We start from the raw sequence: 13,934 nt of genomic DNA, 5'->3' as shown, positions 1-13,934 counted from the left end.
GCCCCGGCCTCCCCGGCGCGTCCCGGTATCGACCCCGACACCGGACGCCCGCGGCGGTTCGCCTATCCGCCCAACCTCCTGGTGGTCGACGGTGGCCAGCCCCAGGTCGAGGCGGCCGCCGACGTGCTCGCCGACCTCGGCGTCACCGACGTCGCGATCTGCGGGCTGGCCAAGCGCCTCGAGGAGGTGTGGCTGCCCGCCGAGCCCGACCCGGTGATCATGTCGCGCACCAGCGAGGGTCTGTACCTGCTGCAGCGGGTGCGCGACGAGGCCCACCGCTTCGCCATCACCTACCACCGGCAGCGGCGCTCCAAGAGCATGATCAACTCCGAGCTTGACGCGATCCCCGGGCTGGGCCCCACGCGCCGCGCCGCGCTGCTGAAGCACTTCGGGTCGTTGCGCAAGCTCAAGGCGGCCGATGCCGACGCCATCGCGGCGCTTCCCGGCTTCGGGCAGCGCACCGCGGCGGCCGTCCTGGCCGCGCTGCACGCCGCCGACCCGGCCGATCCGTCCGGCCGTCCCGAGCCGGCCGACCCCGCCGGCCCGGCAGACCGGCGCGAACCGACCGCTGTGGCGGGTCCGGCCGACCGGCACGAGCCGGGCGACCCGTCCGGCCCGGACGACCGGCACGAGCCGGGCGACGTGGCGGACCGAACCGAGGCGGAGGTGCCGGCGTCGTGACGTCGACCGTGCAGACGGAGCGGGCCGGCATCGAGGTGGCGCTGGTCAGTGGCCTCTCCGGTGCGGGCCGCAGCACCGCGGCGAAGGTGCTGGAGGACCTCGGCTGGTTCGTGGTCGACAACCTGCCGCCCGAGCTGATCGCCACGATGGTCGACCTCGGCGCCCGCGCCCGCGGTGAGATCACCCGCATCGCCGTGGTGATGGACGTCCGCAGCCGGGCGTTCTCCGCCGACCTCGGCGCGGTGATCAAGGACCTGGACGCGCGCGGCTACAAGCCCCGGCTGCTGTTCCTGGAGGCCTCCGACGCGGTGCTGGTGCGCCGGTTCGAGCAGGTGCGGCGCAGTCACCCGCTGCAGGGCGACGGCAGGCTCGTCGACGGCATCGCCGCCGAGCGGGAGCTGCTGCGCCCCCTGCGGGAGAACGCCGACCTGGTCGTCGACACCTCCGCGGTGGCCGTCCCACAGCTGCGTGCCACCCTCGAACGTGCGTTCGGCACGGAGTCTGCGCAGGTCACGCGTGTCACGTTAGTGTCATTCGGCTACAAGTACGGTCTGCCGATGGACTCGGACCTGGTTGTGGACGTCCGCTTCCTGCCCAACCCGTTCTGGATCCCGGAGCTGCGCGACCAGACCGGCCGCGACGAGCCGGTCCGCGACTACGTGCTGAGCCAGGACGGCGCCGACGAGTTCATCACCCGCTACCTCGAGCTGCTGGGCCTCGTCGGGGCCGGCTACCGCCGCGAGGGCAAGCGCTACCTGACGGTGTCGATCGGCTGCACCGGCGGCAAGCACCGCAGCGTCGCGATCAGCGAGGAGATCGCCCGCAGGCTCGACGGCGCCGAGGGTGTCACCGTCAACGTCGCGCACCGCGACCTGGGGCGCGAGTGAGCACCGCGTCGGCCACCGCGTCGACCGCTGCGTCGACCAGTGGGGCCGGCACCGCCGGGCCGGCTGCCGTGGCCCTCGGCGGGGGTCACGGCCTGCACGCCACCCTGTCGGCGTTGCGGCTCCTGGCCGGCAGCGGCACGCTCGCCGACCGCGTGACGGCCGTGGTCACCGTGGCCGACGACGGCGGCTCCTCCGGCCGTCTGCGCCGCGAGCTGGGCGTGCTGCCGCCCGGTGACCTGCGCATGGCGCTGGCCGCACTGGCGGCCGACGGGCCGGCCGGGCGCCGGTGGGGGGCGCTCGTGCAGCACCGCTTCGGCGGCACCGGTGCACTGGCCGGGCACGCCGTGGGCAACCTGCTGCTCGCGGGTCTCATGGAGGTGCTGGGCGACCCGGTGGCCGCGCTCGACGAGGTGGGCGCCCTGCTCGGGCTGCGGGGACGGGTGCTGCCCATGAGCTGCGACCCGCTGGACATCGAGGCGGAGGTCACGGGGCTCGGTGAGCAGCCGGCCCAGGCGCACCGCATCCGCGGCCAGGTGGCCGTCGCGTCCACTCCGGGCCGGGTCCGCCAGGTCTGGTTGCGGCCGGAGCGGCCGCGGGCGTGTGCGGAGGCGGTCGAGGCCGTCCGCACCGCTGACGTGCTGCTGCTCGGGCCCGGCTCCTGGTTCACCAGCGTGCTGCCGCACCTGCTGGTGCCCGAGCTCCGGGACGCGATCATCACCAGCAGCGCCCGGCGGGTCATCGTGCTCAACCTCGCGCCGGAGCCGGGGGAGACCGCCGGGTTCTCGCCGGAGCAGCATCTGGCCGTACTCTCCCAGCACGCCCCGGAGCTGCGGGTCGACGCGGTCGTGGCCGACGTCGCCGCGGTGCCGGTGCCCGACCGGTTGCACCGCGCGGCGGCGGTGATGCTCTCCCCGGGCGGGCGGGTCCACCTGGCCCCGGTCGCCGCCGTTGATCCGGCGGTGCCACGCCACGACCCCGTGGCGCTCGCATCCGCGCTCGGAGCCGTCCTGGCCGAGATCGGGTCGCAACCGGGCTCGCCCGATGCGGTGCGCGTGCCGTCGGCACCGGGCGCCGCCGAAAGGAGGAGAACGTGAACGTGGCCTGCGCTCCCGTGTCCCATCCCGCCAGGAGGTTCCGATGGCGATGACCGCATCGGTCAAGGACGAGCTGAGCCGGCTCGTCGTCACGAAGCCGTGCTGCCGCCGCTCCGAGGTGGCCGCGCTGCTGAGGTTCGCCGGTGGCCTGCACATCGTCGGCGGCCGGGTCGTCGTCGAGGCGGAGGTCGACACCGGTTCGGTGGCGCGCAGGCTGCGCCGGGAGATCCACGAGCTGTACGGGCACACCTGCGAGGCCCACGTGATCACCGCGGGCGGCCTGCGCCGGGGCGCCCGTTACGTGCTGCGGGTGGTGCGCGACGGGGAGGGCCTGGCGCGCCAGACGGGCCTGCTCGACGCCCGCGGCCGTCCGGTACGGGGACTGCCGCCGCCCGTCGTCTCCGGTGGTCTCTGTGATGCGGAGGCCGCGTGGCGGGGGGCGTTCCTCGCGCACGGCTCGCTCACCGAGCCGGGGCGCAGCTCCGCGCTCGAGGTCACCTGCCCCGGGCAGGAGGCGGCGATGGCGCTGGTCGGCGCCGCCCGCCGGCTCGGCGTCACCGCGAAGTGGCGGGAGGTCCGTGGCGCCGACCGGGTGGTGGTCCGGGACGGCGACGCGATCGGCGCGCTGCTCACGCGGATGGGCGCGCACGAGAGCGTGATGGCGTGGGAGGAGCGGCGGATGCGCCGCGAGGTCCGCGCCACCGCCAACCGGCTCGCCAACTTCGACGACGCCAACCTGCGCCGCTCGGCCAGGGCCGCGGTCGCGGCTGCTGCCAGGGTGGCGCGGGCGCTGGAGATCCTCGGCGACGACGTGCCGCAGCACCTGCTCGCCGCAGGCCGGTTGCGCGCCGAGCACACGCAGGCGTCGCTGGAGGAGCTCGGTCAGCTGGCCGAGCCGCCGATGACGAAGGACGCGGTGGCCGGCCGCATCCGCAGGCTCCTCCACATGGCCGACAAGCGCGCTGCCGACCTGGGCATCCCCGACACCGAGTCGGCCGTCACCGCGGACATGCTGGAAGAGGCCTGACAGCCCGCACGCATTGCGAACACTGTTCGCTGTCCTTTACCCTCCTCTGGACACAGTGTTCGCAGAGGAGGGGGTGGCGACGTGGCGATGTTCGCGCGCAACGGCGACGTCGAGATCGCGTACGAGGATCTCGGCGGCGCGGGCGGTGACCCGTTGCTGCTGGTCATGGGGCTCGGAGCCTCCCGGTTCTGGTGGCCGCCCGGCTTCTCCCACGCGCTGGTGGGGGCGGGTTTCCACGTCGTGGCCTACGACCACCGTGACGCGGGGGAGTCCAGCAGGCTGCCGGAGACCTCGGTCCGCAACCCGTTCGTGGCGCTGGCCGGTGGCGGTCGCCCGGTCTACTCGTCGGAGGACATGACCGACGACGCCGTCGCGGTGCTGGACGCCCTCGGCTGGGACTCCGCGCACCTGTTCGGCCACTCGATGGGTGGCCTGCTGGCACAGCGGATCGCCCTGCGCCGCCCCGGGCGGGTCCGCAGCCTCACGAGCTCGGGCGCGCTGCCGAGCGACGTCGGCCGGCTGCAGATGCTGCGGTACCTGCGGTTCGGCACCGTGTTCCGGCTGGCCCGGATGCGCTTCCCCGAGGGGCACGACGGGGACGTGGCCGCGGGAGTCGCACTGGCCAGGGCGATCGCCTCGCCCGGGTACCCCTTCGACGAGCCGGCCGCGCGGGCGATGGCCGAACGCGAGCTGGCGGCCTGCGGCGTCAGCGGGATCCGCGACAACCGCGCCCAGAGCCGCCAGATCGGGGTGACGTGGAGCGGTGGCCGCCTGGCCGGCCTGCGGGTCCCCGCCCTCGTGCTGCACGGCGAGGACGACCAGATCGGCCGCCCGGCCGCCGGACGGGCCACCGCGAGAGCGATCCGCGACTCGACGCTCGTGGTGCTCGCGGGCGTCGGGCACGACCTGCCGAGCGGGGTGTGGCCGCGGGTGGCCCGGGAGGTGCGGGCCGTCGCCGACCGCGCGGGGCCCCGGGTCGAAGGCTGTAGCCCGGTGAATCGATCCAGCCCCGGGCCCCACTCGTGGGGAATCCGGACGCTAGTGTCGGGGAAACGAGGTTCGCCGCCCGGAGGCGGGTAGGAGGACCTCGTTTCGGCGGCACTAGAGTTGTGGCTGGTTGAGCAGGCATCGGAGAAGGAGGCGCGCACATGACCGTGCGGGTAGGCGTGAACGGATTCGGTCGGATCGGCCGCAACTTCTGGCGAGCCGTTGACGCACAGCGCGCCGCCGGCACCAGCGATATCGAGATCGTGGCGGTCAACGACATCACCGACAACGCCACGCTGGCGCAGTTGCTCAAGTACGACTCGATCCTGGGCCGGCTGCCCTACGACGTGTCCTCCACCGACGACGAGATCGTCGTCGACGGCAAGGGCTTCAAGGGCCTCGCCGTGCGCGACCCCGCTGAGCTGCCGTGGAAGGACCTCGGCGTCGACGTGGTGATCGAGTCGACAGGGCTGTTCACCAAGCGCGAGGCGGCGAGCAAGCACATCGACGCCGGGGCCAAGAAGGTGATCATCTCCGCGCCCGCCACCGGTGAGGACCTCACCGTCGTCATGGGCGTGAACGACGACGCCTACGACGGCTCGCAGACCATCATCTCCAACGCGTCCTGCACCACCAACTGCCTCGCGCCGCTGGCCAAGGTGATCGACGACGCGTTCGGGATCGAGAAGGGTCTGATGACCACGATCCACGCGTACACGCAGGACCAGAACCTGCAGGACGGCCCGCACAAGGACAAGCGCCGCGCCCGTGCCGCCGCCATCAACGTCGTGCCGACCTCCACCGGCGCCGCGAAGGCGATCGGCCTGGTGCTGCCGCACCTCAACGGGAAGCTCGACGGCTACTCCCTGCGTGTCCCGGTGCCCACCGGCTCCATCACCGACCTCACCGTCGACCTGCGCAGGGAGGTCTCGCTCGACGAGGTCAACGCGGCGTACAAGGCCGCTGCGGAGAGCGGCCCGCTCAAGGGCTTCCTGCGCTACAGCGACGACCCGATCGTCTCGTCCGACATCGTCACCGACCCGGCGTCCTGCATCTACGACGCGCCCCTCACCAAGGTCATCGGCAACCAGGTCAAGGTCTTCGGCTGGTACGACAACGAGTGGGGCTACTCCAACCGTCTCGTCGACATCACGGGCCTGGTGGCGTCGAAGCTGTGAAGACCCTGGACGACCTCGTCGCCTCGTTGAACGAGGACCTGTTCGGCACCCGGGTGCTCGTCCGTGCCGACCTGAACGTGCCCCTCGACGGTTCGAGGATCACCGACGACGGCCGGATCCGGGCCTCGGTGCCCACGCTGCGGCGGCTGAGCGAGACCGGCACCCGGATCGTGGTCGTCGCCCACCTCGGGCGGCCGAAGGGCGGGCCCGAGCCGGCGCTCTCGCTGGGACCCGTCGCCGAACGGCTCGGCGAGCTCCTCGGCATGCAGGTGCCGCTGGCCGACCTCGGTGACGAGGCCACGTTCACGGTCGACGCGCTCCCGGAGGGCGGCGTCGCGCTGCTGGAGAACATCCGGTTCGACTCGCGCGAGACGTCGAAGAACGACGACGAGCGGGCGTCGCTGGCCCGTGAGCTCGCGGCGCTGGCCGGCCCCGAAGGCGTGTTCGTCTCCGACGGGTTCGGCGTGGTGCACCGCAAGCAGGCGTCGGTGTACGACGTGGCACGCGACCTCCCGGCCTACGCCGGTGATCTCGTGCTCGCCGAGGTCGAGGTGCTGCGCAGGCTCACCGAGACGCCGAAGCGGCCCTACGTGGTGGTGCTCGGGGGTTCGAAGGTCTCCGACAAGCTCGCGGTCATCGAGGCGTTGCTGCCGAAGGTCGACGCGCTGCTCGTGGGGGGCGGGATGTGCTACACGTTCCTGGCCGCCAGCGGTTACGGCGTCGGCGACTCGCTCCTGGAGCGCGACCAGATCGGGACGTGCCGCAAGCTCCTCGAGTCGGGCAAGATCGTCCTGCCGACCGACGTGGTGGTGGCCGACGACTTCTCGGCCGAGGCCACCACGCGCACGGTCGCCGTCGATGCCATCCCGGACGGCTGGAAGGGGCTCGACATCGGCCCCGACTCGGTCACCTCGTTCCGTGAGGTGCTCGACGGTGCGTCCACGGTGTTCTGGAACGGCCCGATGGGCGTGTTCGAGCTCGCGCCCTTCGCCGAGGGCACCCGAGGGGTGGCGCAGGCGATCGTCGACGCGACGGCGGGTGACGGGGCGTTCAGCGTGGTGGGCGGCGGCGACTCCGCGGCCGCGGTGCGGGCGCTGGGGCTGCCCGAGGACGGGTTCTCCCACATCTCGACCGGCGGCGGCGCGTCGCTGGAGTACCTGGAGGGCAAGTCCCTCCCCGGCCTTGCGGTTCTGGAGCAGTAGATGGCCTCGCCGAGTCGCCCGGGCACCGACGAGCGCCCTGCCCCGCGCAGGCCGTTCATCGCCGGCAACTGGAAGATGAACTGCAACCACCTCGAGGCTCTCGCGCTGGTGCAGAAGCTCGCCTTCGCGCTGCCGGAGAAGTACTACGACAAGGTCGAGGTGGCGGTGCTGCCGCCGTTCACCGACATCCGCAGCGTCCAGACGCTCATCGACGGCGACAAGCTGCTGATGGTGCACGGCGCCCAGGACATCTCGCCGCACGACTCGGGTGCCTACACCGGCGACGTGTCCGGGGCGATGCTCGCGAAGCTCAGCTGCAGCTATGTCGTGGTCGGGCACTCCGAGCGCCGGGAGATCCACGGTGAGGACGACGCGCTCGTCAACGCCAAGGTGCACGCCGCGATCCGCCACGGGATCGTCCCGATCCTGTGCGTGGGAGAGGGGCTCGCGGTCCGCGAGGCGGGGGAGCACGTCGCCCACTGCACGCGGCAGGTCACCGCGGCCCTGGAGAAGGTGCAGAGCCAGCACGCCCAGACGCTCGTGATCGCCTACGAGCCGGTGTGGGCGATCGGCACCGGCCGCGTCGCGAGCGCTGCCGACGCCCAGGAGGTCTGCGCGTCCATCCGGGAGGCGGTGGCGGCGAAGTACGGCCAGGCCATCGCGGCGAGCGTGCGGGTGCTGTACGGCGGCTCGGTCAAGGCGAAGAACGTCGGCGAGATCGTGGCCGAACGCGACGTGGACGGTGCGCTGGTGGGCGGCGCGAGCCTGGACGCCGACGAGTTCGCGCAGCTGTGCGCGATCGCCGCGGGCGGCCCGCTGCCGTGACCCCGGCTGCGGGAGCGGCCCGGCCGGTGCCCTGACCTGACCTGACTCGACCTGACCTACGGCAGTCGGTCGGTTGCGGTCGGTGGGCGGTCGGGCGCTCCTGCGAGGTATGTGCCGGGTGTGACCCGGGACGAACTACGGATCGGACCCGGGTACCCTCGGGGTCCGAGAGGTGGGACGCGCCACCACCGGCCGTCCGCCCGACAGAATGAGGATGGGATGCAACTCGCCCTGCAGATCGTACTGATCATCTCCAGCGTGGTGCTGGTGTTGTTGATCCTGCTCCACCGGGGTCGCGGAGGTGGCCTGTCGAGCCTGTTCGGTGGCGGCGTGCAGTCCAGCCTCTCGGGGTCGAGCGTGGTGGAGAAGAACCTCGACCGCCTCACCCTGTTCACGGGCGCGATCTGGGTGATCGCCATCATCGGTACCGGTCTGCTCGTGAAGCTCGGGGTCTGAGGAGGTATGGCCATGGCTGGCGGCAACGCGATCCGGGGCACCCGTGTGGGTGCCGGTCCGATGGGTGAGTCGGAGCGGGGCGAGACCGCGCCGCGTTCGCGTATCTCGTACTTCTGCTCGAACGGGCACATCACCACCCCGTCCTTCGCCTCCGAGGCCGACATCCCGGACTCCTGGGACTGCCCGCGCTGCGGTCTTCCCGCCGGACGCGACGGCGAGAACCCCCCCGCTCCGCCGCGCACGGAGCCGTACAAGACGCACTTGGCCTACGTCAAGGAGCGGCGCAGCGACGCCGACGGGGCCGCGATCCTCGAAGAGGCGCTGGGCAGGCTGCGGGCCTCCCGCGAGCTGTAACAGCCGTCCGCGATCTCGGGGCCTTCCGGTGTCACCGGAGGGCCCCGAGTTGTTCGCGCAACGCCGTCACGAGCTGAGCAGTGGTGGTGCCGGCCGGCACCGCCGAGGCCGAGACGGTGACGAGCCGGCCGCCGCGCACCGCGGCGGCGAACACGCTTCCGCCCTCGAACCGGCACACGAAGCCGCCGCCTGCAGTGGGCACCTCCGAGCGTGACGTCGGTCGGCACGCCGCGGCCGCCGTGTCGAGCGCCGCGTTCGCCGCCGTGGCGCCGGTCGGCGCCACATCGACCGCCACGAAAGCCGGGCCGTCCGCATCGTCGCCTGCGGCGGTGGTGCCGGCAGTCGGCGTACCCGACGTCGGAACACCGGAGGTGGGGGCGCCGGCGGCCGGGTCGTACACGCACCGGGTGTCGCTCGCCGTGGTGGCGTCGGGCGTCCACGTGAGACCTGTGGCGGTGGCCAGCGCCGCGGTGTCGAGCATGCAGGCGGCCGGCGGGTCGGGAGGCGGCGACGGTGGTGCCGCGGACCCGGGCCGGTCCGGGTCGGCTCCGAGCGAGCACCCTCCGAGCAGCGCGGCGCCGGTCAGCGCGCCCGTCAGCATCACCACGGTGCGGGAGATGGTCGCCGCCGACCATCTCACCCGTCGATCGTCCCCCACGCCCCGAACCTTGCCATGCCGCTCCGGTCAGCTCTGCGGCAGCGCCGCCTCGATGGCCGAGACGACCTCGGGCGAGGTGGGGGCGGTGCGGGACCGGAAGCGGTGCAGCACGGTGCCGTCCGCCCCGACCAGGAACTTCTCGAAGTTCCACTGCACGTCGCCCGCACTGCCGTCGCCGTCGGGGGTGGCGGTGAGCTCGCGGTAGAGCGGGTGCCGGTCCGGCCCGTTGACCTCGACCTTCTCCGTGAGCGGGAACGTGACGCCGTAGGTGGTGGAGCAGAACGTGCTGATCTCCTCGGCGGTGCCCGGCTCCTGCCCGCCGAACTGGTTGCACGGGACGCCGAGCACCGTGAAGCCCCGGTCGCTGTAGCGGCGCTGGAGCTCTTCGAGCTCGGAGTACTGGGGCGTCATCCCGCACCGCGAGGCGACGTTGACCACGAGCACCGCGTGTCCGCGCAGCGCGTCGAGGTCGAGGGGGCCGCCGGCGAGCGCGCCGATCGGTGTGTCGAGCAGAGGCATGATCCCCAGCCTACGAGCGCGGCGGTCGTCCCGGGCGTGGCGCTCGTCGCTGCTGCGCCGGCAGTCGTTCCGGTCACCGGGTCGGTCCGGCATCGTCGCCGGTCACCGCACTAGCCTTGACGGACATGACCCGGTGGACGCTGCCCCTCGATCGCATTCCGGACGCGTGGTTCAACGTGGTCCCACACCTCCCGAAACCGCCGCAGCCCCCGCTGCATCCCGGCACGCGCGAACCGGTCGGTCCCGACGATCTCGCCCCGCTGTTCCCGACGGCGCTGATCGGTCAGGAGGTGTCGGCGGAGCCCTGGATCGACGTGCCGGGGGAGGTGCTCGACATCCTCCGGCTGTGGCGGCCGACGCCCCTGCACCGCGCCGTGCGTCTGGAGCGGGCGCTGGGCACTCCGGCGCGGATCTACTACAAGGACGAGTCGGTGTCGCCCGCCGGGAGCCACAAGCCGAACACCGCCGTCCCGCAGGCGTTCTACAACGCCCAGGAGGGCATCACCCGGCTCACCACGGAGACCGGAGCCGGTCAGTGGGGCACCGCGCTCGCCTTCGCCTGCGCCCAGTTCGACCTGGACCTGCAGGTCTACATGGTGCGGGCGTCCTTCGACCAGAAGCCCTACCGGCGGGTCGCCATGGAGACGTGGGGCGGCTCCGTCGTCGCGTCGCCGGTGGACGACCCGGACCATCCCGGCTCCCTCGGTGCCGCCATCTCCGACGCGGTGCGCGACTGCGCAGGCCGTTCCGACACGCACTACGCGCTGGGCTCGGTGCTCAACCACGTGCTGCTGCACCAGACGGTGATCGGCCTGGAGGCGAAGGAGCAGTTGCAGCTCGCGGGGGAGCGGCTGCCCGACGTGGTCATCGCCTCCTGCGGGGGAGGGTCGAACCTCGGCGGCGTCGCGTTCCCGTTCGTGCCCGACCCCGGTGTCCGGCTGCTGGCCGTCGAGCCGATGTCGTGCCCGACGCTCACGAAGGGGCGGTTCGACTACGACTTCGGCGACACGGCAGGACTCACCCCGCTGCTGCCGATGTACACGCTGGGCCACGACTTCGTGCCGCCGTCCATCCATGCCGGCGGGCTGCGGTACCACGGAGACTCACCGCTGATCTCCGCGCTGGTCCGCGACGGCCGCATGGAGGCGGTCGCCTACCCGCAGGGGCGGGTGTTCGACGCCGCGGTGCAGTTCGCCACCGTCGAGGGCCGGATCGCCGCCCCGGAGTGCGCGCACGCCATCCGGGCCACGATCGACGAGGCGCTCGCCGCGAAGGAGACCGGCGAGGAGCGGGTGATCCTCTTCAACTACTCCGGTCACGGCTTCCTCGACCTGTCGGCCTACGACGACCACCTCCACGGCAGGCTGCCGGAGGAGCAGGGGTGAGCGGCGGCGGCCCTCTCCGGTGTCGAGCACCGGGTCCTCTCAGTCCAGGAGGGACCCGGGAGGAGCGATGCGCCGGGCGTTCCCCTGTGCCGGATCGCCTGACCAGGTGGCGCGGTTCGGGTCGATCGGACCGCTCCGGGCGCGGGCGTTGTGCAGCCGGGACGCGGTGACGAGCGGGGTGATGAACTCGTCGACCAGTTCCGTCGTGGGCACCTGCGCGCCACTCGCGATCTTGGAGCGGATGAACTCGTACACCCTTCCCAGCTCTTCGGAGCGTGGCGTGATCGAACCGTCGTCCGCGTAGTTGTAGTCCGGCTGCGCGCCGGGGTCGTCCGCTCTGGCTCTCGGGTCGGGACCGAGCACGAAGTTGGCCGGGAGGTTCTTCAGCGCCTTCGCCACGGCGTCGGCCGGCACGCCGGCCTGCGTGTAGGACCCGGTCGACATGGTGATCGCGGTCGGAGCGTGCGGGCGAAGAGCATTGACGACCTGCACCATCTGCGCCGGATGGAGGAGGTGGGCGAAGTCCTCCAGCATCGACTTCGGCACGATGTGGTGCAGGGAGTGGACGAGCGGGTCGTTCGGCGCCAACGTCTTCTGGCCCTTCAGCGCCTTCTTGGTCGGGGTGTTCTTCCAGTCGTAGTTTCGCTGGACCGTCGTGGGGTTCCGCGTCTCGCCGATCCAGCGGCACAGGGCAGCGTTGCCGGCGCTGCGCTGCAGGGCCTGCAGTCCTGTCACGGGCGTGGTGGGCACCGGCGTGGGTACGGACCGCCCGGTGGCAAGCCTGTGGTCGTGATGGTGCGCATGCACAGCCGGGCCTCCACGAAGTCATTGCTCTCAGAGTTGTCTACGTATGGCGAGCCGCAGAGGAAAGGGACGCCGGGGCAAGGTCCACTGGCCGTTCGGGCAGCCACCGGCAGCGGCTCCGATCAGCAACCACAGGGCACCGTCAACGGGTCGGGTGGCCCGGCGGTCGTACCGGCATCCGTGACGACCGGGAAGCCCTCCCGGACCCAGTACTCGATGCCGCCGATCATCTCCCGCACCCGGTACCCGAGGAGGGCGAGGGCGAGCGCCGCCCTCGTGGCGCCGTTGCACCCGGGGCCCCAGCAGTACGTCACCACCGGCACGGCCGGGTCGAGCAGCCGGGCCGCCCGCTCCGGGACGAGGTCGGTGGGCAGGTGCACGGCGCCCGGGATCCGGCCCTGGTCCCACGCGGGAGCGCCCCGGGAGTCGACGAGCACGAAGCCGGGGTGATCCGTGGCGAGCGCGGCCTGCACGTCGGCCACATCGGTCTGGAACGTCAGGCGCGCGGTGAAGAACGCCACGTGATCGATGCTCATGACCGGGACGGTAGGCACCGCGCACCCTCTGGTGAATGGGCGAACCACGGTCAAGCACGGAATTCACCGGTGTTTCCCCGGCAACGAAATCGACCCTACGGGTTCTCCGGACGAAACGGACGGTACCGTCGCAGGGTGGCCGTGGAATCCCTCGACGAGGTGGACTGGCGCGTGCTGGAAGCGCTGCAGCGTGACGGCCGGGCGAGCTATGCCGATCTGGGCCGCCTCGTGGGGCTCTCGGCCAGTGCCGTCACCGAACGGGTGCGCAGGCTGGAGGAGTCCGGGGTGATCACCGGCTACACCGCCGAGGTGAACCCGGAGAAGCTCGGGCTGCTGATCACCGCGCTGGTGCGGCTGCGCTACCCGCACGGGAACTACAAGCCGTTCCGGGACCTGCTCGCCACCACCCCGGAGATCACCGAAGCCCACCACGTCACGGGTGAGGACTGCTTCGTGCTGACGGTCCGCAGCCGGTCGATGCGCCACCTCGAGGAGGTCACCGGGCGCATCTCCGCCCTCGGTGCCGTGACGACGAGCGTCGTGTACTCCAGCCCGCTGCCGCGCCGGTCCGTGGTGGGAACCGCGGTGGGCAACAGCGCCGCTGCCACGCGGGCGTCACGTCGGAAGGCCTGAGCGGGGTAGGACACCCCCTAGCCGCGGAGCGCGGTCAGCCGGGCAGCGTGCGCAGCAGCATCTCCGGACCGACGGTTCCCGCGCCGGTGGAGCGCACCCGGGCACGCAGCCCCCGGTCGGCCGTCACCACGAGCACCGGCTCGACGGCGAGATCGGCGGCCAGCGCCGCGATCGCCGAGTCACCGTCGGCCGGCGCGTGTACGACGTCCAGCAGCGGATGGGTGGGCAGGTCCTCGACCTGCGCCGCGGCACCCTCCAGCACGAGATGCACCCGCACGTCCTCGTCGGCGGCCTCCCGGCCCAGCCCCTGGGCCAGCAGGGCCGGACCGGCGGTGAGCGCGGCCGACAGCTTCCCGGCGAGCCTGCGCGCGGCACCGGGCCGATCGCGCCACCAGCCGTCCGGGCGCGAGCCCACGACGTTCGCACCGTCGACGATCACGTGGAACACGGGCACCTCCGGGGTGCGCACGGAACCGGCGCGTGCCGGTCACGCGATCGGCGGCACCAGGTCCCGGGGGAGCTTCGACGCGGCCGCGCGGTCGAGCAGGAACAGCGTGCGCCGCCGTCCCCGCGCTCCGGCCACCGGGATCGCGACCTCGCCCGCACCACCGAGCGCCATCGCCACCGCCGCGGCCTTAGCCTCGCCGGTGGTCATGATCCAGACCTCGGCGGCGCGCCGGATCGCTGGGAGTGTGAGCGAGACGCGGG

General features: G+C 72.5%; 18 protein-coding genes. 12 read left to right on the top strand and 6 right to left on the bottom strand.

Going from position 1 to position 13,934, the window contains the following annotated elements; genetic code table 11:
- The 10 genes from HF577_RS32635 to HF577_RS32590 form a co-directional block, all read left to right on the top strand.
- Nucleotides 1-681 (top strand): helix-hairpin-helix domain-containing protein (locus HF577_RS32635; protein WP_246267742.1); only part of this gene is annotated, 681 nt, incomplete at its 5' end.
- Entirely contained in the window at nt 678-1,568 is an 891-nt protein-coding gene (gene rapZ / locus HF577_RS32630) for an RNase adapter RapZ (protein ID WP_169399852.1), read from the top strand. The genes HF577_RS32635 and rapZ, both read left to right, overlap by 4 nt.
- A 68-nt stretch (nt 1,569-1,636) precedes the next feature.
- Nucleotides 1,637-2,662 (top strand): gluconeogenesis factor YvcK family protein, encoded by a 1,026-nt coding sequence (locus tag HF577_RS32625; protein WP_312859536.1) that lies wholly within the window; start codon nt 1,637-1,639, stop codon nt 2,660-2,662.
- A 43-nt stretch (nt 2,663-2,705) separates the two neighbouring features.
- Complete coding sequence (gene whiA, locus HF577_RS32620; protein WP_169399850.1) at nt 2,706-3,689, top strand: DNA-binding protein WhiA; 984 nt, start codon at nt 2,706-2,708, stop codon at nt 3,687-3,689.
- An 87-nt stretch (nt 3,690-3,776) separates the two neighbouring features.
- Nucleotides 3,777-4,769: an alpha/beta fold hydrolase gene (locus tag HF577_RS32615; RefSeq protein ID WP_169399854.1), complete on the top strand. Its 993-nt coding sequence runs from the start codon at nt 3,777-3,779 to the stop codon at nt 4,767-4,769.
- 68 nt (nt 4,770-4,837) lie between these two features.
- On the top strand, nt 4,838-5,854 hold the full coding sequence (gene gap / locus HF577_RS32610; RefSeq protein ID WP_169399849.1) for a type I glyceraldehyde-3-phosphate dehydrogenase: 1,017 nt from the start codon (nt 4,838-4,840) through the stop codon (nt 5,852-5,854).
- A complete protein-coding gene (locus tag HF577_RS32605) occupies nt 5,851-7,056 on the top strand; it encodes a phosphoglycerate kinase (RefSeq protein ID WP_169399848.1) in 1,206 nt (401 codons plus the stop codon). Before gap ends, HF577_RS32605 begins: the two co-directional genes overlap by 4 nt.
- Nucleotides 7,057-7,881, top strand: coding sequence for a triose-phosphate isomerase (gene tpiA, locus HF577_RS32600; RefSeq protein ID WP_169399847.1), 825 nt, complete (start codon nt 7,057-7,059; stop codon nt 7,879-7,881).
- A gap of 219 nt (nt 7,882-8,100) precedes the next feature.
- The gene (gene secG, locus HF577_RS32595; RefSeq protein WP_169399846.1) at nt 8,101-8,337 is read left to right on the top strand and encodes a preprotein translocase subunit SecG; all 237 of its coding nucleotides are present in this window, start codon (nt 8,101-8,103) and stop codon (nt 8,335-8,337) included.
- Nucleotides 8,338-8,349: 12 nt separating this feature from the next.
- Nucleotides 8,350-8,691, top strand: a complete 342-nt coding sequence (locus HF577_RS32590; RefSeq protein ID WP_169399845.1) for an RNA polymerase-binding protein RbpA — start codon at nt 8,350-8,352, stop codon at nt 8,689-8,691.
- Nucleotides 8,692-8,722: 31 nt separating this feature from the next.
- On the opposite strand, the gene HF577_RS32585 is transcribed toward HF577_RS32590, so the two are convergent.
- Nucleotides 8,723-9,331 carry a hypothetical protein gene (locus HF577_RS32585; protein WP_169399844.1) on the bottom strand — a complete coding sequence of 203 codons (609 nt, stop codon included), beginning with the start codon at nt 9,329-9,331 and terminating at the stop codon, nt 8,723-8,725.
- A gap of 45 nt (nt 9,332-9,376) precedes the next feature.
- Nucleotides 9,377-9,868, bottom strand: a complete 492-nt coding sequence (locus tag HF577_RS32580; protein ID WP_169399843.1) for a glutathione peroxidase — start codon at nt 9,866-9,868, stop codon at nt 9,377-9,379.
- Between the two features lie 116 nt (nt 9,869-9,984).
- Between HF577_RS32580 and HF577_RS32575 the strand changes: the two genes are divergently transcribed.
- Entirely contained in the window at nt 9,985-11,253 is a 1,269-nt protein-coding gene (locus tag HF577_RS32575; protein WP_407692263.1) for a TrpB-like pyridoxal phosphate-dependent enzyme, read from the top strand.
- 39 nt (nt 11,254-11,292) lie between these two features.
- Here the strand turns inward: HF577_RS32575 and HF577_RS32570 are convergent, their stop codons facing one another.
- Nucleotides 11,293-12,003, bottom strand: a complete 711-nt coding sequence (locus HF577_RS32570; RefSeq protein ID WP_169399841.1) for a hypothetical protein — start codon at nt 12,001-12,003, stop codon at nt 11,293-11,295.
- 176 nt (nt 12,004-12,179) lie between these two features.
- Nucleotides 12,180-12,593 carry a rhodanese-like domain-containing protein gene (locus HF577_RS32565; protein WP_169399840.1) on the bottom strand — a complete coding sequence of 138 codons (414 nt, stop codon included), beginning with the start codon at nt 12,591-12,593 and terminating at the stop codon, nt 12,180-12,182.
- 135 nt (nt 12,594-12,728) lie between these two features.
- Between HF577_RS32565 and HF577_RS32560 the strand changes: the two genes are divergently transcribed.
- Nucleotides 12,729-13,226, top strand: a complete 498-nt coding sequence (locus HF577_RS32560) for an Lrp/AsnC family transcriptional regulator (RefSeq protein WP_169399839.1) — start codon at nt 12,729-12,731, stop codon at nt 13,224-13,226.
- Nucleotides 13,227-13,260: 34 nt separating this feature from the next.
- Here HF577_RS32560 and HF577_RS32555 read toward each other — a convergent pair whose 3' ends face one another.
- Nucleotides 13,261-13,695 (bottom strand): hypothetical protein, encoded by a 435-nt coding sequence (locus tag HF577_RS32555; protein ID WP_211175194.1) that lies wholly within the window; start codon nt 13,693-13,695, stop codon nt 13,261-13,263.
- Nucleotides 13,696-13,713: 18 nt separating this feature from the next.
- A partial coding sequence (locus HF577_RS32550) for a 6-phosphogluconolactonase (RefSeq protein ID WP_211175193.1) occupies nt 13,714-13,934 on the bottom strand: 221 nt, incomplete at its 5' end.

This window comes from Pseudonocardia xinjiangensis (assembly GCF_012911925.1).
GTDB lineage: Bacteria > Actinomycetota > Actinomycetes > Mycobacteriales > Pseudonocardiaceae > Pseudonocardia > Pseudonocardia xinjiangensis.
This window is presented reverse-complemented; position numbering and strand designations above follow the sequence as displayed.